This is a genomic window from Polynucleobacter tropicus, assembly GCF_013307225.1.
GTDB classification, from domain to species: Bacteria; Pseudomonadota; Gammaproteobacteria; order Burkholderiales; family Burkholderiaceae; genus Polynucleobacter; species Polynucleobacter tropicus.
Genome location: NZ_CP028942.1, coordinates 1,592,625 through 1,611,959 on the forward strand (window position 1 = coordinate 1,592,625; position 19,335 = coordinate 1,611,959).

Below are 19,335 nucleotides of genomic sequence, written 5' to 3' on the forward strand. Positions count from 1 at the left end.
GTCTCTTTATTTTTTCAATAGTAGAAAAATAACTCCACTGAGCCCACCTTGGGAATTGCTATGTCTTACGCAAGCCTTCTCATTTTGCGAAGGCTTGCTAGAATATCCCCCATGAAACCCCAAATTAACCCCGCCAGGATCGACTTTGTCACCCTGAAGCTGTTTTGCGCCATTGCCCAATCTGGCAGCATTACCAAAGGGGCCAATGAATGCAGCCTCGCGCTCTCAGCAGCCAGCCGCAGAATTTCTGAGCTAGAAGAGACGGTTGGACTGACACTTCTTGATCGATCAGCAAAGGGCGTCACTCTGACTCAGGCTGGCCATGCAGTGATGCAACACGCCTTACGTCTTTTCCAAGGCTTTGAGCAATTTAGCAATGAGCTTGGTGAGTACGCTAAAGGCATCAAAGGGCATGTCCGCCTATGGGCCAATATGTCTGCGCTGACTGAGTTTTTGCCAACTTCTCTTGCTGGATTCTTAAAAGCACATCCCGACATTCAGGTAGAAGTAGAAGAACAAATCAGTGGCGATATTGTCAAAGCACTGCTTGATGGCATTGCGGATATTGGCGTGTTTGCAGACGGCACTCCAACAGCTGGATTGGAAACCCACATCATTGGTCAAGACGAATTAGTTGTAGTTTGCAGTAAATCTCACGCAATCAAGAATCGCAAAAGCATCTCATTTGAAGAATGTCTGGACTATGACTTTGTTGGACTCAATCGTGGCAGCTCATTACTTGAGCTCACCTCAAGACAGGCTGAGCGACTAAGCAAACAAATGCGCCTACGAATTCAGGTTCGAAGTTACGATGCGATGTGCCAAATGATCGGGGTAAATTTAGGTGTAGGCATATTGCCGCTACAAGCCTGTGCCCCACAGATCAAGGCCATGGATCTCAAAGTGGTGCGCCTTGAGGATACTTGGGCAAAGCGCAATCTACTTCTGGCCACCAAGGAGCATGGCCGCCAATCTCCGGCCTGCATATTACTCATTGAGCACCTCCTTCAAAAATCAAGAAGTTAAGCTACCATCTATCAATCCACAAACTCACAATAACAAAAGTACATAAGGAAAAATATGAGTCTTTTAGATAAACTGAAATGGCGCTATGCCACCAAGAAAATGGATCCTAGCAAAGAGGTTCCAGCGGAAAAAGTAGAGCAAATTCTAGAAGCCATCAGATTGACGGCAAGTTCTAGCGGCTTACAGCCCTATGAACTCATAGTGATTACTAATAAAGATTTACGTGAAAAGATTAAAGCGATTGCCAACAATCAATCTCAAATTACTGACTGCTCTCATCTAGTAGTTTTTGCAGCGTGGGATCACTACACAGAACAGCGTATTAATGATGCGTTTGATATGACAGAACAAGTTCGCAACTTTAAAAATGATGCAGGTATTGCTTATCGACAAATGCTCCTAAAAAATTACCCAGCAAGAGATCCGGAAGTCAATTTCACGCACACAGCCAAGCAGGCATACATTGGTCTTGGAACTGCTTTGATTGCCGCAGCAGAGGCGGAAGTAGATGCCACTCCGATGGAAGGCTTTGATCCTAAAGCCCTAGATGAGATCCTTGGTCTAAAAGAAAAAGGGTTGCGTAGCGTCGTTATGCTTCCATTGGGCTACCGCAAATCTGATGAAGATTGGTTGCTAAATCTCAAGAAGGTAAGACGTCCTGCTGAGCAATTTGTGAGTTGGATTAAGTAAATAATCAATTCAGCATCACTTGGAAAGAATGGGCTAGCCGTAGAGCTAGCTCATCTCATATTGAGATATCTCATGAAGGCGAATGCCGCTTTAATAACTATCTTAGTAATGCTTCATGCTTCTGCTTTTGGCGCAGAGGATGAGGCTAAATTTTCCGCTGAATTTCAAAATGTATCCAAGGAATATTCTCGCAGCCGAATATTAGAGTTCTGGGGATACCATGAATACCATGGCAACCAAAATTACGCGGACACTCTTAAGCTTCGTTACTACCAGCCATTGGATATCGGGAGTTTTCAAGGCACTATAAGATTGGATACGTCCTATGTGTCTAGTTATGGCCCAAGTTATCCTGCGCAATCAACAGGACAATACAGTGCTGGCAACACGATGTTGACTGCTTGGGGAAATCATCCGCACTTCTTTCCAGAATGGGGAGGCAATTTAGGTGCGCGAGTTATTTTTCCATTTGGAAATAATGGTCAATGGGCCATCGGACCACAGGTTGGGGCAAGTTTTAGGCCGAAGGAAAATGCTTTTCTTAATCTAGCTGACTTCTCACCCTTAGCTCGGTATATGTATGGCTTTGATACCAAGAACAATTCGTTCCAAGTTAATCCTAGCCAACCACCCCTGGTGAGAAACTTACAGCTCTTCCCTACCCTGGGATTTCAAATTAATCCATCTACACAAATCCGCTTTTGGGATGAAAACGGGGTCATTTATAACTCCGCCGGTGGCGGCTGGTTTGTACCACTAGATGCCATGGTGACTCATAGACTCACTAAGAACTTTTTATTTGCAATTGGCGCTAGCAAACAAGTTGTGCAAACCTACAACCAATATGACTGGTCTATCTACGGGAAACTATCATTTAATTTCTAAGCCCTCAATATTGTTGCAACTGTTAACTGAAATAAAAATGCCAACCCTCCGGTTGGCATTTCATCTTAGGGCTCAACCAATTACTTAAGCAGCAATTGATTCATTCGTTTCACAAAGCTTGCTGGATCATTTAATTGACCACCTTCTGCCAACAGCGCCTGATCGAACAATAAATTAGCCCAATCATCAAATTGCTGATCATTACCCTTAAGCTTTAATAGCAATGGGTGCTCTGGATTAATTTCCAAAATCGGCTTCATGTCGGGTGCCTGCTGTCCTGCAGCCTTAAGCATTCGCAACAGATTGCCAGAAAGCTCATTCTCATCAGCAATTAAACATGCTGGAGAATCCGTTAAACGGAAGGTAACCCGAACATCCTTAGCTTTATCTTCAAGGACTTTTTTCATGCGATCAATTAAGTCCTTGAATTGCTTTTCAGTTTCCTCGTGCTCTTTTTTCTCTTTTTCATCGCTCAGACTACCCAGATCTAAGCCTCCCTTAGCAACAGACGCCAATTGCTTGCCATCGAACTCAGTGATGAATGAAAGCATCCACTCATCCACCCGATCTGAAAGCAAGAGAACCTCAACACCTTTCTTGCGGAAGATTTCTAAATGGGGGCTATTCTTGGCAGCATTGAAAGTTTCGCCAGTAACGTAATAAATCTTGTCCTGACCCTCTTTCATACGAGCCACATACTCAGCTAATGAGACTGTCTGCTCAGAGGAATCGGTATGGGTGCTCGCAAAACGCAAGAGCTTTAGGATGCGCTCTTGGTTGGCTTGATCTTCGCCAACACCTTCTTTTAAGACCTGACCAAACTGAGCCCAGAAGGTGCGATATTTTTCCTTCTTCGCTTCATCATCGCTGTTGGCAAGCTCCTCCAGCATGCTCAAGACACGCTTGGTAGAACTTTCACGAATCACTTTAATGTCACGTGACTCTTGCAAGATTTCACGTGACACATTCAATGGCAAATCAGCAGAATCAATCACGCCAGTTACAAAACGCAAGTACATCGGCATGAGCTTTTCAGCGTCGTCCATAATGAAGATGCGCTTCACATACAACTTAATGCCGCCACGCTTATTGCGATCCCATAGATCAAATGGTGCACGAGATGGCACAAAGAGTAATTGTGTAAATTCGTTTCTGCCCTCAACTCGATTTAAGGAGTAGCAAAGCGGATTCTCATAATCATGTGAGAGATGCTTATAAAACTCGTTGTATTGCTCTTCTGTGATTTCAGATTTGTTGCGCGCCCAAAGAGCTGAGGACTGATTGATGCTTTCCAGCTCATCTTTGATGACTTGCTCTTTCTTCTCCTCATCCCACTCTTCCTTGCGCATCTGAATTGGCAGAGAAATGTGATCGGAGTATTTGCGAATAATCGATTTCAGCTTATAGCTGTTGAGGAAATCATCTTCCCCCTCACGTAAATGCAAGGTAATCGTTGTTCCACGCTGTGGACGATCAATGCTCTCAATTGTGAATTCGCCAGAGCCATCTGACTCCCAGCGAACGCCATCTGCCGCAGGTAATCCAGCGCGACGGGTTTCAACTGTGATGCGATCCGCAATAATGAAGGCGGAGTAAAAGCCAACACCGAACTGACCAATCAGCGCAGCATCCTTTTGCTGATCACCAGACAGTTTCGAAAAGAATTCTTTTGTGCCAGAGCGGGCAATCGTTCCCAGGTTGTTGATTACTTCCTCACGGCTCATGCCAATACCATTATCGGAAATAGAAATGGTTCTAGCAGCTTTATCAAAGTCAACCCTAATTTTGAGCTCAGGATCGTCACCATACCAATCGGGATGTGCGATGCCCTCAAACCGCAATTTATCCGCAGCATCTGATGCGTTGGAAATCAATTCACGGAGAAATATCTCCTTATTGGAATACAAAGAGTGAATCATCAACTGCAGAAGCTGTTTTACCTCTGCTTGGAACCCCATCGTTTCTTTACTTGCAACTGTCATTTCAGCATCCTATAAAAAATCCAATAACTCCCTGTATATAAGGGCTATTTTTCAAATTTCAAGGGTCAAAATTGGGGGTCAGGACGCCAATTTGGCAATGTAAATATAGAGCGGTATGCCCAAAATAATATTAAATGGGAAGGTAATGCCTAGCGACATGCCCATATATAGAGCAGGGTTGACTTCAGGTAAGGCGTGCCGCAAGACGGCTGGCACCGCAATATATGAGGCACTTGCAGCAAGCACCATCAAAAGAACTGTGTCGCCTAGCGGTAGACCCAATAATTTGCAAAGTCCAAGAGCTATCGTTGCGTGTAGCAAAGGGGCAAGAATGGCATAGAGCAAAGTAATGGGCGGCTTACCTTTTAAGCCTTCAAAGTTCTTTGCCGCCATTAATCCCATATCCAATAAGAAGAATGCGAGCATCCCCTTAAATAAGTCGATGGAGAATGGCGCCATCAATTTTTGACCTGCATCTCCGCTAACAAGACCTACTACCATCGAACCTAACAATAGAAGCTGTGCACCGTCGGTAAATGATTCATGAAGAATATTTGATAAGCCCAGGGATTGTTTATTTTGAGTCGACTCAGCACGCGCTTTGTTTGCCAATAAGATGGCCAGAATAATCGCCGGGGATTCCATCAATGCCATTGCCGCAGCCATGTGACCGCCATACTCAATACTGTATTGACCTAATACTTGTGTGGCGGTTATGAAGGTCACTGCACTAACCGAACCATAAGTGGCGGCAATCGCTGCAGCATCAAAACTGTTGAGCCTACTTCTGAGAATCAGATAGCCCATCAGAGGAACAAGAATCGCCAGAAATATCGCTAGACCAAGAGCTAAAGCAATCTCGATGGTGAAGCCGGATTTATGAAGAGCAAAGCCCCCTTTTAAACCCAGTGCCATTAATAAGTAGAGTGACAAAAACCGAGCAATTGGTTGCGGTATCTCTAAATTGGATTTCACCAACCCCGCAAAAACACCAAATATGAAAAATAGTATTGCCGGATCTAGGAAGTTGGTCATGTTTCTATATTAGGTAAGTTCTCAATTTTCTGCATTAGCCATTCAAATTGTGGGCTTAATAGCACCCCAGCCCTATAAGCAGGCATTTGCTGGCACTCGCAACCCGTCAATAAAAAAGCAGTATTTGTAGAACCAGAGTCCAAAGTTACTTAAATTTCAGTTGATAATTCAGGCTATGAATCGCATTCTCACCACTTTCATCACCACCCTGTGGATGGGAATGGCTTCCTTCGCCTCTTTCGCGGCAGAAAGCCAAGCTCAGACGCAACGCAGTTATGCGCAAATGCTCGAACTTGGCGAAATCCGCATGGCAGTTCCTTATGAGCGAACTATCTACGTTGAGTCCAAGAAACAAATACTGGGTGATGCTCCAGAGATCGCTAAATATCTTGGTCTTTACCTAAGCAAAAAATATCAGAAGCCAATTAAGGTGACATTGGTGCCAAGTACACCAGGAAACCTTATAAATGCGCTCGAAGAAGGCAAAGCAGACTTTGTATTAATTTACTCTAGCGAATACGATAAGCAACTGAAAGCCGGAAAGTATTTACGATACACAAGACCTCATTTCGAAGAAAGTCTCATTGTTTCTAAGTCTGGGACAGATCCAATCAATAGCCTGCTAGATTTATCAGGCCAAGATGTTTGCGTAAGTCGCTTCAAAGATATCAAAGCGTTGTTAGATGCCAATCAAACTTTGATCAAGTCTGGCAGAAAACCCATCAATATCTACCAAGATAAACATGCTCTTGATGATGAAGATTTTCTGCAGATGTTAAATGCAGGCCTCATATCCAACACTTTTGTAGCCAGTTGGAAAGCTCAACTCTGGAAGCCTTACTTTACAAATCTCCAGCTAAATGAACAAACCATTAGCCCAGGAGGATCTCCGGGAGATCTTGTTGTCAGCGCCGGAGATAAGAACCTAGCCGATGATGTTCTGAGCTTTGCCTCAAGCCCTGATATAGAAGATGCCCTGAAGATCTATCGCAAGAATCAATTTAATCAACGAAAAGATGCTCTGAAAAGTCCAGTTACACCTGAAGAGTGGAGTCGTTTTGAAAGCATGATTAACTTTTTCAGGTTATATGGACATCAAAATCAGCTAGACCCACTCTTTCTTGCTAGCTTGGGTTTCCAAGAATCCATGCTCAATCAAAGTGCAGTTAGTCCAACTGGTGCAATCGGGGTGATGCAATTACTTCCCTCAACCGGTGATTCCCTGGGCGTCGGGAATATTCATCTCTTAGAGCCTAATATCCATGCTGGAGCCAAATATATGAGCTCCCTACTTTATGCACTCTCCATTGAGGGTGATTTATCAGACATGGAGCGCAATTTCTTTGGCGTTGCTGCTTATAACGCAGGCCCAAATAACATTCGCAAAGCCCGCGCACTTGCAAAAACGATGGGTTTTGATCCAAACAAGTGGTTTGATAATGTAGAAATGGCTACCGCCAAGCTATTTGGCATTGAAACATTCTTGTATGTTCGTAGCGTCTACAAGTACTACGTTGTATATGACATACGACAGAGAAATATTCCCATTACTCAGGAGAATTTAATTCCTGATCGATTGATTAAATAGATCCTAGTTAAAAAATCTCCGGTACGTACATTTCTGGTGGAACAGGACCCCTGAGGTAATCCGGATTGTGCACACGGGCAGGAAGCTTAATTTCAGGGTGATCAATTTCTTGATACGGTATCTGTGAAAGCAAGTGGCTAATACAATTTAAGCGGGCTTTTTTCTTATCATTGGCTGCTACAACCCACCAAGGCGCTTCAGGTATATGCGTCTTTTCTAACATTGTCTCTTTTGCCTTGGTATATGCCTCCCAAAGACGACGTGCTTCTAAATCCATGGGGCTGAGTTTCCACTGCTTCAGTGGATCATGAATGCGCATCATAAAACGGTTGTACTGCTCATCGTCAGAGATTGAGAACCAATACTTAATTAAGATAATTCCGGAGCGAATCATCATTCGCTCAAGATCGGGAACCGTATGAAGAAACTCATCATATTCTTTTTTGGTACAGAATCCCATTACCTTTTCAACGCCCGCACGGTTATACCAACTACGATCGAAAAGGGCTATCTCACCACCTGCCGGCAAATGCGAAATATATCTTTGAAAATACCACTGCGTTTTTTCACGCTCATTCGGTGCCGGTAAAGCTACAACTTTACAAACCCGTGGATTTAGTCGCTGAGTAATGCGCTTGATTGCCCCACCCTTACCAGCAGAGTCCCTGCCTTCAAATAAAACAGCAACCTTAACCTTGTTGGCAACCACCCAATCTTGTAGCTTTACAAGTTCGCCCTGTAGGCGAAATAATTCTTTGAAGTACAGATTTCGGGGAATTTGGGATTTACTATCACCATCCGGCGATAAACGATCATCATCAAGCTCCATTTCAAGCTCTTCATCCATGCTATCCAGAATTTCTTCTTGAGCACGGCGATACCACTCTGCCATTTCAATGCGTTTTGATGTCATTTCCCTTTGCTCCTACAGTACTTATAAAGGGTAAAAGTGACACTTTTATTACATGGGTACTTTACCGCTACGGAGGTGACGTTGGATTGCCTCTTGACTATGCAAGGCTAGCCATTTGCGATCATTAGGGGAATCTTGACTAGAGCCAGATGGCGGCAAAAATACTAAATTAACAGACAAATGTCGATGCTTCAGAATATTAGCAATAGACTCAAGCAAACTCATATCGCCAACAAAGGCGGGAATATCTGTTCTCTGATTTGTAATAGCTGATTCATAAAAAATTGCCAATGAAAACACGGGGACCTTAGATAAAACTGCCGACTCGAATAAGTTAGGCTTAAAGGGTAGAACGCTTGCACCTGATGTTGAGGTGCCCTCCGGAAAAATACAGATTGATTCATGCTGTAGCACCTTACTTAATTCTTCGGCAACATGCTTCCCGTGCCGAGAGCTATCGCGGCGTATAAACACTGTGCCTATTTGTCTTGCCATCCAGCCAAATATTGGCCAATTAGCAACCTCTGATTTAGCTACGAAGCGAATAGCCTTAAATGCACTAATCGCATGAATATCCATCCAAGAAACATGATTTGCTGCAAGCAAAAATGGAGATGAAGGCAATATGTCCTGATTGTGAACACTAAGCCTCACTCCAAATATTGACAGTAATACTGAAGACCATGACTGAATATATTCATTCTTAGCGCCTTGCTGAATAAATGGAAAACGTATGGATAACAACAGAATCCCGTAAACCACATGAATAGCAATACGAATCCAACACCAAGCCTGAATAATGAATGGTGTTTTAGGTTGCGTAGCGTTATTCGAATCAGACATAAACAATCTGAATATAAATCATTTATTGAAGCGGGCTTAATGTCATCAAATTGACTTCAAATTGTCATGCTAGCTTCACACTGGCTTGGCCTAATACGATTTCATGATGCATTACAAAGCCATCTGGATTTCGGACGTACACCTTGGAACTTCTGGGTGTCAGGCAAATTACCTTCTGGATTTTCTCAAACATAATGAAGCCGATAAGTTCTATTTAGTAGGCGACATTATTGATGGCTGGAGACTAAAGAAATCTTTTTACTGGCCTCAATCACATAATGACGTGGTTCAAAAGTTACTTCGTAAGGCTCGTAAGGGGACTGAAGTTATATATGTGCCAGGTAATCACGATGAGAGCGCTAGACAATTTTTTGGACTCTCATTTGGAGATGTCAAAGTTGTTGAAGAGGTAATACACACCACCGCCAATGGCAAAAGGCTATGGGTAACTCATGGCGATCAATTCGACGGGGTAATGCAATACGCTAAATGGCTTGCTTACGTTGGCGATACCCTTTATTCATTCATCTTGCATGTGAACCGGTATTTCAACATGCTGCGCGTCAAGATGGGACTGCAGTATTGGTCTCTATCGCAATACCTTAAACACCAAGTCAAAAATGCAGTCAGCTATATCGCCGACTTTGAGCACATTATGGCCAGAGAAGCGCGTCTCCGAGGTTGCGACGGCGTAGTTTGTGGCCATATCCATAAGGCCGAGATTCGTGAAATTGACGGACTGCTCTATTGCAATGATGGCGATTGGGTTGAAAGCCTTACCGCCCTAGTCGAAACACAAACTGGCGAACTAAAAATCATTCACTGGACTCAAATTAAAGGCGAGCCCATTGTTACTTCTGCGGCTGACCTTGAGCCAGCCATCCAATCACTCATTGAAGAGGCGACACTATGAAAATAATGATTATTACCGATGCATGGGATCCACAGGTAAATGGAGTTGTACGCACTCTTAAACAAACTCGCGCCGAGTTAATTGCCATGGGCAATCAAGTCGAGTTAATTACTCCAACTGGATTTAAATCTATTCCATGCCCCACTTATCCCGATATTGCTTTATCACTCTTCCCTGGAAAAGAAGTCGCTCGTCGCATCAAAGAATTTGCTCCAGATGCAATGCATATTGCAACCGAAGGACCATTAGGACTATCAGCACGTGCTTATGCAGTTAAAAATGGCCTTCCGTTCTCAACGGCATATCACACCAGATTTCCAGAATATGTAAAAGCTCGCACGGGCATACCCCTAACGCTCACCTATACATTTATTCGCTGGTTTCACAAACCTTCGATGGCAGTAATGGCCCCAACAACAATAGTTAAGGACGATCTTGAAAAGTATGGTCTTAATAACGTCGTACTGTGGTCAAGAGGTGTCGACCTAGATATTTTTAAAGTTCAAGAATCCAAAGCACTAAATACCTCACATCCAATTTTTTTATATGTTGGCCGTGTCGCTATTGAGAAGAACATTAATGCATTTTTAGAAATTGACCTACCGGGTTCCAAGTGGGTGGTAGGAGACGGTCCAGCAATGGCTAGCATAAAAGAAAAGTACCCAGAGGTGAATTATCTAGGAGTACTGCAGCAACATGAGCTTGCTAAGGTATACGCAGCGGCAGATGTATTTGTATTTCCAAGCAAGACTGATACGTTTGGCTTGGTTCTGCTTGAAGCAATGGCATGCGGAACTCCAGTCGCAGCCTACCCAGTTACTGGCCCAATAGATGTCTTAGGAAACTCTAAAGCAGGAGCCATGAATGATGACCTGCGTGAGGCTTGCTTACAAGCACTAAAAATTCCGCGTGAAGTTGCTCGGGCACATGCTGAAAAGTTTTCATGGAAAGCTGCTTCAGAGCAATTTGCTCTGCATCTAAAACCTGTTCCATCGCCTGAAGTCCACATTACTGCACTTGCTTAAGAGCATCTCATTGTGAGCCACCCGTACCACATTGACCAAAATCCCCATAAGGGCAACCGTGGCTTTGCAAGGGCCATACATGCAGCCAAGAACTCATGGTGCGGTCTAGTTTACGCATTTCAAGAAGAAAGTGCCTTCAGGCAAGAGTTAACACTGATCACTTTGTTAACCCCAGCAGCAGTTCTTATGCCAATTTCCTTATTAGAAAAATCACTGCTGATTTCCTCCTTAATACTCGTTCTTGTCATTGAGCTTTTGAACTCGAGCGTAGAGGCTGCCATTGATCGAATTTCCTTTGAGCATCACGACCTTTCCAAAAGGGCAAAGGACTTTGGTAGCGCCGCAGTCATGCTAGCTCTTTTGATTGCATTGCTGATCTGGCTTGCCATTTGTATACCCGCTTTTTTACAAAGCCAGTAAACCCACTATTTAATTTACACGAAAGAGAGTTTATGTCTGATATCCCAAACCCAATTGGCGCGTTTGAAATTTTTATAAGAAAACAAGTTAAGGCACCAAAATCCAAAAAAGTACACCCACTTGAAAAGTTATCTAAAAAATTGGCAAAAAAACTATTTGGTAAAAAATATGCTACTAAAACACGCGTAGAGTTAGCTGCGACTTTCGAAGTTCCTCCAGTCTCGCAGATTGGAAAAGTAAAAAAGCCCGCATTTCAAATTGAATGGGCTAGCAGTGCCAGCGAGGTAAAAGAGGCTCAACGCCTTCGTTACAAAGTATTTGCTGAAGAGATGGGCGCCAACCTCCCTAAAAACGCAGAAGGTCTGGATATTGATGATTTCGATGTCCATTGTGATCACCTGTTAATTCGCGACAAAGACAACCTTAAAGTAGTTGGCACATATCGAGTTTTACCACCTCATAAAGCAAAAGAAATTGGAAGACTGTATTCTGATTCCGAGTTTGACTTGTCTCGCCTTAATCATCTTCGGCCTAAATTGGTAGAACTAGGGAGATCATGTGTCCATCAAGACTATCGATCTGGGGCTGTGATTATGGCTCTATGGAGCGGTCTTGCTCAATATATGCAAAAGAATAGTTACGAGATAATGCTTGGTTGTGCCAGCATTCCTATGGCTGATGGCGGCCACTTTGCAGCAAGCCTTTACAACTCATTAGATAAGAGTCACCTAGCGCCAACAGAGTTTCATGCATTTCCGAAGCTACCATTACCATTAGAGAAGTTAAATGGGGGATTGGATGTACAGCCACCGCCGCTTATCAAAGGTTATTTGAAATTAGGCGCCAAAATTTGTAGCGCACCTGCCTGGGATCCTGACTTTAATACTGCAGATGTATTAACCATGTTGCGTCTTTCGGAAATTAATCCTCGCTACGCAAAACATTTCCTAGGTCTTTAACTACTTTAGGGCAATCTTAAATGATCGGCCGACACGCTCCCACTCGGCCGCCTCCTTTTGCAGACTAAACTCCGTCAGAGGATGGCTTTTAGCCCACTCCTTAGGTAGCTCAATTGCAAATGAGCCCTTGCTCTCAGATACCTTAACCTGAGGTTGACTCAAATCACTCCTGCCCCGACTTAAAACATGGGCTAAACGCAAACAAAAAAGCATGCGCCAGTCATTAAATGCTAAATTATTTGCAAGTTTTCCCAGTTTTCCAGTGTGTCCCAGCAATAAAGTCGCTAGGCGAGCCTGATCATTTTTAGAAAACCCCGGCATATCAGCATACCCAGCAATATATGCCGAATGTTTGTGATACCCATTGTGAGAAATTGAGAGACCTATCTCGTGTAAATTAGCCGCCCATTGCAATAAAGCAATATTGTCAGACCTACTCTCTGCATTTGATTCAGGTAGTTGTGATAAAAATTCAGCAGACAACTTGCTGACCCTTCCAGCCTGCTCACGATCTACCGCATAGCGCTGCATAAACTGCTCAACCGTTACATAGCGCATATCATGATGCTGCGAACGACCCAATAAATCATAGAGCACACCAAGCCTTAGGGCGGCATCAGTTACCTCCATGCTATCAATATTCAATTCATCAAATACCGCTAACATAATTGCCAAACCGCCTGGCCAAACTGATCTTCGATCATCCTTTAAGCCAATTAATTCGACTTCATTCACATGCTCGTACCTGAGCAAATACTTCTTCAAGTTTTTTAATCCTTCGCGCGTAATCAAACCACTTGCACCATTGATACGACCCATACTTAGACTATCGCCATACCCACCAAGCTGATTGTCGGCAATCAACTCGGCAAGTGCACGAGCTGTTCCCGAGGATCCTATAACTTGATCCCAACCACTTTTCAAATATGCGCCTGAAATAACTTGTATCTCGCGGCGAGCTGCTAACTCTGCCTCTTTGAATGCATGGGCATCAATATTGCCTTTGGGGAAGAACCGCATGCTATGAGATACACAGCCGATATAAAGGCTCTCCATTTGCTTTGGCTCATATCCCTTGCCAATAACAAGCTCGGTTGATCCGCCACCAATATCCACAACCAATCTATTACCTGGCACAGACTGCACTTCATGTACAGCTCCTATATAAATTAGACGCGCTTCTTCAACGCCCGCAATAACTTCTATTGGAAAACCCAAAACTTTTTCGGCATCTGCTACAAACTGAGCCGCATTTTTTGCAACCCTCAAAGTATTGGTCGCAACAGCTCTAACATTGGCGGGATTGAATCCACGAATACGCTCGCCAAATCTACGAATTGCTACTAACCCTCTTTGATACGCATCATTCCCAAGAATTTTTTCCTCCGTCAAGCCTGCAGCTAGACGAACTGTTTCCCGTAAAGTATCAATCGGCCTTAATTGAGTACCAGAGGGTGTATCAATAACTTGTGCAACTAAAAGGCGCAAACTATTAGATCCAAGATCAACTGCGGCAACAAGCTCTTGCTCTTGATTAACGACTGATGAATTCACTATGGAAGGCTTTATGAAGAGGTAAGTCTATCCGCAGGGAAGACGAGCTTAAAAGTGCTACCGCTACCCGAAAGACTTTCTATTAATAGCTGCGCTTGGTGACGATTCGCAATATGCTTGACAATTGCTAAACCAAGCCCCGTACCACCAGTCTCACGAGAACGACTACGATCAACCCGATAAAAACGTTCGGTTAATCTTGGCAAATGCTCGGGTGGAATACCTGGCCCGCTATCAGAAACTGAAAAGACTCCTTGCCCATGTTCTGTTACAGACCAACTGACATCGATTTTTCCACTCTCTGGGGTATATCGGACAGCATTTGATACTAAGTTACCAAATGCAGACAACAGCTCACGCTCATCACCCAAAATATTGACTTGATCATCAGCATGAAAATTTAAAGAATGCTTAGACTGCGACAAAGCTTCGGCATCGTTTTTCAACAAGGCAAAAATGGTGCTCATCTGCACCTTTTGATTCGAGGCTGGCAAGGTATTGGCTTCTAAATTTGCCAATGTCAACAAGTCCTCTACGAGGTTCTTCATACGCCTTGCCTGAGTCATCATCATCTCAAGATATTGCTCTTTTTGAGGCTCTTCCAAATCTAAAGTCTGAACGGTTTCTAAAAAACCCATCATGACGGTAAGCGGAGTTCTCATCTCATGAGACACATTGGCGACGAAGTCTCGTCGCATTGCCTCTGCTTTACGTAAATCTGTAACGTCCTGCACAAGCAACAAACGTCGGTTTTCAGCAAATGGAAATGCCTGCAACATTAAGGAAAGATTGGCTGATGGCCCCATTTGCTCTATTAAAAGTGGCTCATCAAACAACCGATCATTTAAGTAACGAATGAACTCTGGTCTTCTAATTAAGTAATTTACTTTTTGTAAGGCGTCACTTTTGAAATTAAGGCCAAAGAAATATTCGGCAATTGAGTTGCACCACTCAATCTGGTCTTGATCATCAAGCATGATGATCCCGTTAGGAGACGCCTGAAATGCCTGTATGAAGCGCTCATGCTGCTTCTCTATATTTCGCACTTGGCCTTTCATATTGCGCACGAGTCTTTCAAGGCGAGAAAAGACTTCTCCCCATAGACCACTTGCAGCAGGTAATGCCTCGACCCTATTTAATAGAATAAATTTCTGAAGTCTTGCCAGATTAAAGTAGGCATATATAAGGGGCACTGATAAAACAGTAAGCCCAGCCACAAAGGCGGCATATTGCCCCCAAAAACCATTGGCAAGCCATGCGAATACGATCGCAACAGCCAAAATAGTTAGAAATCGAGTAATTACAGCCAACATGCCATCATCTTAGAGCATGAGGGGCTTTATTGGGAAAGTGGTGTTTTGGTAATACGGTATCCACTACCCCTGACAGTTTCAATAAACTGATCACAGCCAAATGGCGCCAATGCCGCCCTGAGTCTTTTTACATGAACATCGACAGTTCGCTCCTCGATGTATGCCTCATTACCCCAGACATGATCAAGTAAATTGGCTCTTGAATGAACCCTCTCAGGATTAGCCATCAGAAAATTTAGAAGCCTAAATTCTGTAGGACCCAAAGAAAGATTCTTCATCTCTTGATCTGGCCAATTCACAGAAATTCGATGAGTCACTGCATCGAGACTCATGGGCCCCACTACCAAGGGCCCCTCTTCTGGAGTTGCTGAATATCTTCTTAATAAGGCCTTTACTCGGGCAATTAGCTCTTTTGGCGAGAAGGGCTTGGTAACATAATCGTCTGCGCCAGCATCTAGGCCAGCCACCTTATCAGCCTCTTCCCCTTTGGCAGTTAACATCAAGATTGGAATACCGCTGTAATTTTCGTTGGCCCTTAACTCTTTAGCAAGTTGAACGCCAGACTTACCAGGCAACATCCAGTCGAGCACGATTAGATCAGGCACTTGGGTAGCAAGCATAGATATTGCTTCATCAGATTGCATAGCCCTGCTAACAATATAGCCTGCATGCGTCAAATTCACCGCAATCAGTTCAGCGATTGATGGTTCGTCTTCAACAATGAGTATTTGCTGTGCCAACTGACTCTTAAATCCTATTTACTTGCCTCACGAATAAGATCTTCATGCGGCATATGACGCACGTCAGAGCCTTTAGCCACATAGATGACAAATTCAGCAATGTTTTTTGCATGATCGCCAATACGCTCAATAGCCTTTGCTATGGTGAGCATATCCAGACCTGTTGAAATTGTATGGGGGTCTTCCATCATATAGGTTATTAGTTTACGCACAAATGCACGGAACTCTTCATCAATTTGACGATCTTCTTGAACCACCTCAGCAGCCGCAACCGTATCGAGTCGCGCAAATGCATCCAAACTACGCCTCAGGAGTGAAATTGCCATTTGACCAGACAGGCGAATTTCAGCCACGTTGATTTTGCTGTTAACCCCGGATTCAATCAGTCGTTTGGTTCTTTTAGCCACTCGCTCAGCCTCATCACCAGCTCTTTCTAAATTGGTAATTGCTTTAGAAACCGCCATTACTAAACGCAAATCTCTTGCAGTCGGCTGTCTACGGGCAATTAATTCAGTGCAAGCCAAGTCGATCTGAATTTCAAGATCATTTACTAGCTTTTCATTTTCAATAACCACGTTGCAAGTATCTACATCCATTTGAGTAAATGCTCGCATCGCAGTAGCGATTTGAGACTCTACCAATCCGCCCATTTCCAAGAGGCGGCTAGACAAGGAATTTAAATCGGCATCAAATTGTGAGGATAAGTGTTTATCTGGCATAGCAGTCTCCTATTAACCGAATCGACCGGTAATGTAATCTTCAGTTTCTTTGCGCTTTGGCTTGATGAAGATTTCATCAGTCTTACCATATTCAATCAGGCTTCCTAAATACATATACGCCGTATAGTCCGATACGCGTGCCGCTTGCTGCATATTATGAGTAACGATTGCAATAGTGTATTCATTTTTTAGCTCATGAATAAGCTCCTCAACCTTGCCAGTAGATATAGGGTCAAGCGCTGAAGTTGGCTCATCAAGCAATATCACCGAAGGCTTAACGGCTACGCCCCTAGCAATACATAAACGCTGCTGCTGACCACCAGATAAAGATAAACCACTTTGATTTAGCTTATCTTTAACCTCAGACCAGAGGGCAGCCTTGTTCAACGCCCATTCCACTCGCTCATCCATCTCTGAGCGACTAAGCTTTTCATAGAGTCGAACTCCAAAAGCAATGTTTTCATAAATTGACATTGGGAAAGGTGTTGGCTTTTGGAAAACCATACCAATCCTAGAACGCAATAAATTTAAATCTAAACCAGGCTCAAGGATATTTTGACCATAAAAATTAATCTCTCCTTCAGCACGCTGCCCTGGATAAAGGTCATACATTCGATTTAAGGTTCTGAGAAGAGTAGATTTACCGCAGCCGGATGGTCCAATAAATGCAGTTACCTTGCCTTGCTCAATATCAAGGTTTATTTTCTTTAAGCCTTGAAATGAGCCATAGAAGAAATTTAAATTTCTAACCTCAATCGCATTAACGGCCGAATTCTGCGGCTCTTGAATACCAGTGTTCATTCCAGCTCCTTGACCATCAATCTGATTTAAGTCAAACATTGTTCTCATATCACTCATTACGCTTTAACCTTGTCTCGAAAAACCACACGAGCCAAGATATTTAATCCAAGTACGGCGAATGTAATCAACAGCGCCCCACCCCATGCCAAACTTACCCAATTGTCATATGGACTCATTGCAAACTGAAATATCACCACTGGCAAGTTCGCCATTGGCGCATTCATATTTGTTGAGAAAAATTGGTTATTAAGCGCTGTAAATAGAAGTGGTGCAGTTTCGCCGCTTACACGAGCAAGTGCCAGCAAAATTCCAGTCATAACTCCACTTTGCGCAGCTCTCAAGGTGATCATAAAAGCAACCTTCCACTTTGGGGCGCCCAAAGCATAGGCCGCCTCACGCAAGCTACCAGGCACTAAACGCAGCATATTCTCTGTTGTTCTCACAACTACTGGTATTGCAATTAATGCCAATGCGATCGTCCCGGCCCAACCAGAAAAGTGTTTCACCTGGGCCACGACAAAGGCATAAACAAACAATCCAATCACGATCGATGGCGCCGAGAGCATGATGTCAGTAACAAATCTCGTGGTAGCCGCAACTTTACTTCGATCGCCATACTCAGAAAGATAAACTCCAGCCAAAACTCCAATCGGAGTGCTAATTAAAGTACAGCAGCCAATAATCATGAGGCTACCAACAATCGCATTGGCAAGACCGCCGCCATCAGAACCTGGCGCTGGAGTGCTATGAGTAAATAGGGAAAAATCGATAGAAGAAAATCCTTTAATTACCAGCACACCCAAAATCCAAAACAAGAAAACCATTCCCAAGCCCATGGCACTCATTGATAGAGCTAGCCCAATCTTGTTTGCCCTCTTACGACGAGCAAACACCGCAGGATTGATATTGGTAGCCTTGTTCATGATTTAAGGCCTTGTTTCTTTTCCATATTGTTTAGCATCCATTTAGCACATGCCAAAACAATGAAAGTGATAATGAAAAGTGCCAGCCCTAATGCAAATAGTGAGGACAAATGATTGCCGGCCTCAGCTTCGCCAAACTCATTAGCAAGTGTTGAGGCAATTGAGGTTCCTGGGGCAAATAATGATGCAGATAGACGTTGCGAATTTCCAATTACAAATGTAACCGCCATTGTTTCGCCAAGGGCCCTACCCAAACCAAGCATCACACCACCAATAACGCCAGCCTTTGTATAAGGTAGCACAACGTTTTTAACCACTTCCCACGTAGTACATCCTATTCCATATGCAGACTCTTTAAGCACTGGGGGGACAATTTCAAATACATCGCGCATTACCGATGAAATGAAAGGCAGAATCATCATTGCAAGAATTAATCCGGCACATAAGACGCCAATTCCATTGAAAGCGCCGGAAAATAAAATGCCTAAACCAGGAATTTTTCCAAGTGTTGCAGCTAATGCAGGCTCAATGTATTCAGCAAATAAAGGAGCAAAGATGAAAAGTCCAAACATGCCATAAATAATGGAAGGCACAGCAGCTAGAAGCTCCACAGCTGTTCCCAAAGGCCTGCGTAATGGACCGGGACACAACTCTGTTAAGAAAACAGCAATTCCGAAACTCAGTGGAACAGCAATTAATAGCGCAATCAGAGAGGTTACAAGGGTGCCATAAATAGCAATTAAGCCGCCGAATTCACCATTCACAATATCCCACTCTTGGGTGAAGAAAAATGCGGGGCCAAAGGTATGCAGAGCCGGCCAGGCATTAATTACTAATGAAATAATGATCCCTAGCAAAGCGATTAGGACGCTACATGCAAAAAACTGGGTGACGCGGTGAAACAGAAAATCCTGAATCCTTTGGATTCTGGCGATTTTCAGCGCCTGTGCAGTAGGTGCAGAATGTTGCCGGGCGCTATCGTTCATATTGATTGGGGCTTATTGAT

The 19,335-nt window shown here is 43.6% G+C and carries 19 protein-coding genes; 8 read left to right on the top strand and 11 right to left on the bottom strand.

Annotated features, from left to right (window positions below; translation table 11 throughout):
* The first annotated feature begins 111 nt into the window (after positions 1–111).
* The 3 genes from DCO17_RS08225 to DCO17_RS08235 all read left to right on the top strand — a co-directional run bounded on the left by DCO17_RS08225 (position 112) and on the right by DCO17_RS08235 (position 2,601).
* Complete coding sequence (locus DCO17_RS08225) at positions 112–1,026, top strand: LysR family transcriptional regulator (protein ID WP_173956249.1); 915 nt, start codon at positions 112–114, stop codon at positions 1,024–1,026.
* A gap of 54 nt (positions 1,027–1,080) precedes the next feature.
* Positions 1,081–1,716 carry an NAD(P)H-dependent oxidoreductase gene (locus tag DCO17_RS08230; RefSeq protein WP_173956250.1) on the top strand — a complete coding sequence of 212 codons (636 nt, stop codon included), beginning with the start codon at positions 1,081–1,083 and terminating at the stop codon, positions 1,714–1,716.
* Positions 1,717–1,788: 72 nt separating this feature from the next.
* The gene (locus DCO17_RS08235) at positions 1,789–2,601 is read left to right on the top strand and encodes a hypothetical protein (RefSeq protein ID WP_254598752.1); all 813 of its coding nucleotides are present in this window, start codon (positions 1,789–1,791) and stop codon (positions 2,599–2,601) included.
* A gap of 80 nt (positions 2,602–2,681) precedes the next feature.
* Here DCO17_RS08235 and htpG read toward each other — a convergent pair whose 3' ends face one another.
* Both htpG and DCO17_RS08245 read right to left on the bottom strand, forming a co-directional pair.
* The gene (htpG, locus tag DCO17_RS08240) at positions 2,682–4,583 is read right to left on the bottom strand and encodes a molecular chaperone HtpG (RefSeq protein ID WP_173956251.1); all 1,902 of its coding nucleotides are present in this window, start codon (positions 4,581–4,583) and stop codon (positions 2,682–2,684) included.
* A 78-nt stretch (positions 4,584–4,661) separates the two neighbouring features.
* A complete protein-coding gene (locus DCO17_RS08245; protein WP_173956252.1) occupies positions 4,662–5,618 on the bottom strand; it encodes a sodium-dependent bicarbonate transport family permease in 957 nt (318 codons plus the stop codon).
* 175 nt (positions 5,619–5,793) lie between these two features.
* Between DCO17_RS08245 and DCO17_RS08250 the strand changes: the two genes are divergently transcribed.
* Positions 5,794–7,206: an MltF family protein gene (locus DCO17_RS08250; RefSeq protein ID WP_173956253.1), complete on the top strand. Its 1,413-nt coding sequence runs from the start codon at positions 5,794–5,796 to the stop codon at positions 7,204–7,206.
* A 7-nt stretch (positions 7,207–7,213) separates the two neighbouring features.
* On the opposite strand, the gene ppk2 is transcribed toward DCO17_RS08250, so the two are convergent.
* Together ppk2 and DCO17_RS08260 are read right to left on the bottom strand one after the other, a co-directional pair.
* Positions 7,214–8,119: a polyphosphate kinase 2 gene (gene ppk2, locus DCO17_RS08255; RefSeq protein ID WP_173956254.1), complete on the bottom strand. Its 906-nt coding sequence runs from the start codon at positions 8,117–8,119 to the stop codon at positions 7,214–7,216.
* A 48-nt stretch (positions 8,120–8,167) separates the two neighbouring features.
* Entirely contained in the window at positions 8,168–8,962 is a 795-nt protein-coding gene (locus tag DCO17_RS08260; protein ID WP_173956255.1) for a lysophospholipid acyltransferase family protein, read from the bottom strand.
* Between the two features lie 103 nt (positions 8,963–9,065).
* On the opposite strand from DCO17_RS08260, the gene DCO17_RS08265 reads away from it, so the two are divergent.
* The 4 genes from DCO17_RS08265 to DCO17_RS08280 are packed head-to-tail and all read left to right on the top strand — an operon-like array spanning position 9,066 to position 12,279.
* Positions 9,066–9,875 carry a UDP-2,3-diacylglucosamine diphosphatase gene (locus DCO17_RS08265; protein WP_437342800.1) on the top strand — a complete coding sequence of 270 codons (810 nt, stop codon included), beginning with the start codon at positions 9,066–9,068 and terminating at the stop codon, positions 9,873–9,875.
* Complete coding sequence (locus DCO17_RS08270) at positions 9,872–10,900, top strand: glycosyltransferase family 4 protein (protein ID WP_173956256.1); 1,029 nt, start codon at positions 9,872–9,874, stop codon at positions 10,898–10,900. Before DCO17_RS08265 ends, DCO17_RS08270 begins: the two co-directional genes overlap by 4 nt.
* A gap of 12 nt (positions 10,901–10,912) precedes the next feature.
* Positions 10,913–11,320, top strand: coding sequence for a diacylglycerol kinase (locus DCO17_RS08275; protein WP_173956257.1), 408 nt, complete (start codon positions 10,913–10,915; stop codon positions 11,318–11,320).
* A 32-nt stretch (positions 11,321–11,352) separates the two neighbouring features.
* A complete protein-coding gene (locus tag DCO17_RS08280) occupies positions 11,353–12,279 on the top strand; it encodes a GNAT family N-acetyltransferase (RefSeq protein ID WP_367652083.1) in 927 nt (308 codons plus the stop codon).
* Here DCO17_RS08280 and DCO17_RS08285 read toward each other — a convergent pair whose 3' ends face one another.
* Genes DCO17_RS08285 through pstC form a run of 7 tightly spaced genes read right to left on the bottom strand, consistent with a single transcriptional unit; the run spans position 12,280 to position 19,315 of the window.
* Positions 12,280–13,833 (bottom strand): Ppx/GppA phosphatase family protein, encoded by a 1,554-nt coding sequence (locus DCO17_RS08285; RefSeq protein WP_173956258.1) that lies wholly within the window; start codon positions 13,831–13,833, stop codon positions 12,280–12,282.
* 11 nt (positions 13,834–13,844) lie between these two features.
* Positions 13,845–15,146 (bottom strand): phosphate regulon sensor histidine kinase PhoR, encoded by a 1,302-nt coding sequence (gene phoR / locus DCO17_RS08290; RefSeq protein WP_173956259.1) that lies wholly within the window; start codon positions 15,144–15,146, stop codon positions 13,845–13,847.
* A 26-nt stretch (positions 15,147–15,172) separates the two neighbouring features.
* A complete protein-coding gene (phoB, locus tag DCO17_RS08295) occupies positions 15,173–15,886 on the bottom strand; it encodes a phosphate regulon transcriptional regulator PhoB (protein WP_173956260.1) in 714 nt (237 codons plus the stop codon).
* A 14-nt stretch (positions 15,887–15,900) separates the two neighbouring features.
* Entirely contained in the window at positions 15,901–16,605 is a 705-nt protein-coding gene (phoU, locus tag DCO17_RS08300; protein ID WP_173956261.1) for a phosphate signaling complex protein PhoU, read from the bottom strand.
* Between the two features lie 12 nt (positions 16,606–16,617).
* Complete coding sequence (gene pstB / locus DCO17_RS08305) at positions 16,618–17,406, bottom strand: phosphate ABC transporter ATP-binding protein PstB (protein ID WP_173956768.1); 789 nt, start codon at positions 17,404–17,406, stop codon at positions 16,618–16,620.
* A gap of 56 nt (positions 17,407–17,462) precedes the next feature.
* Entirely contained in the window at positions 17,463–18,329 is an 867-nt protein-coding gene (gene pstA, locus DCO17_RS08310; protein ID WP_173956262.1) for a phosphate ABC transporter permease PstA, read from the bottom strand.
* On the bottom strand, positions 18,326–19,315 hold the full coding sequence (gene pstC, locus DCO17_RS08315) for a phosphate ABC transporter permease subunit PstC (protein WP_173956263.1): 990 nt from the start codon (positions 19,313–19,315) through the stop codon (positions 18,326–18,328). The genes pstA and pstC overlap by 4 nt, the downstream gene beginning before the upstream one ends.
* Between the last annotated feature and the right edge of the window lie 20 nt (positions 19,316–19,335).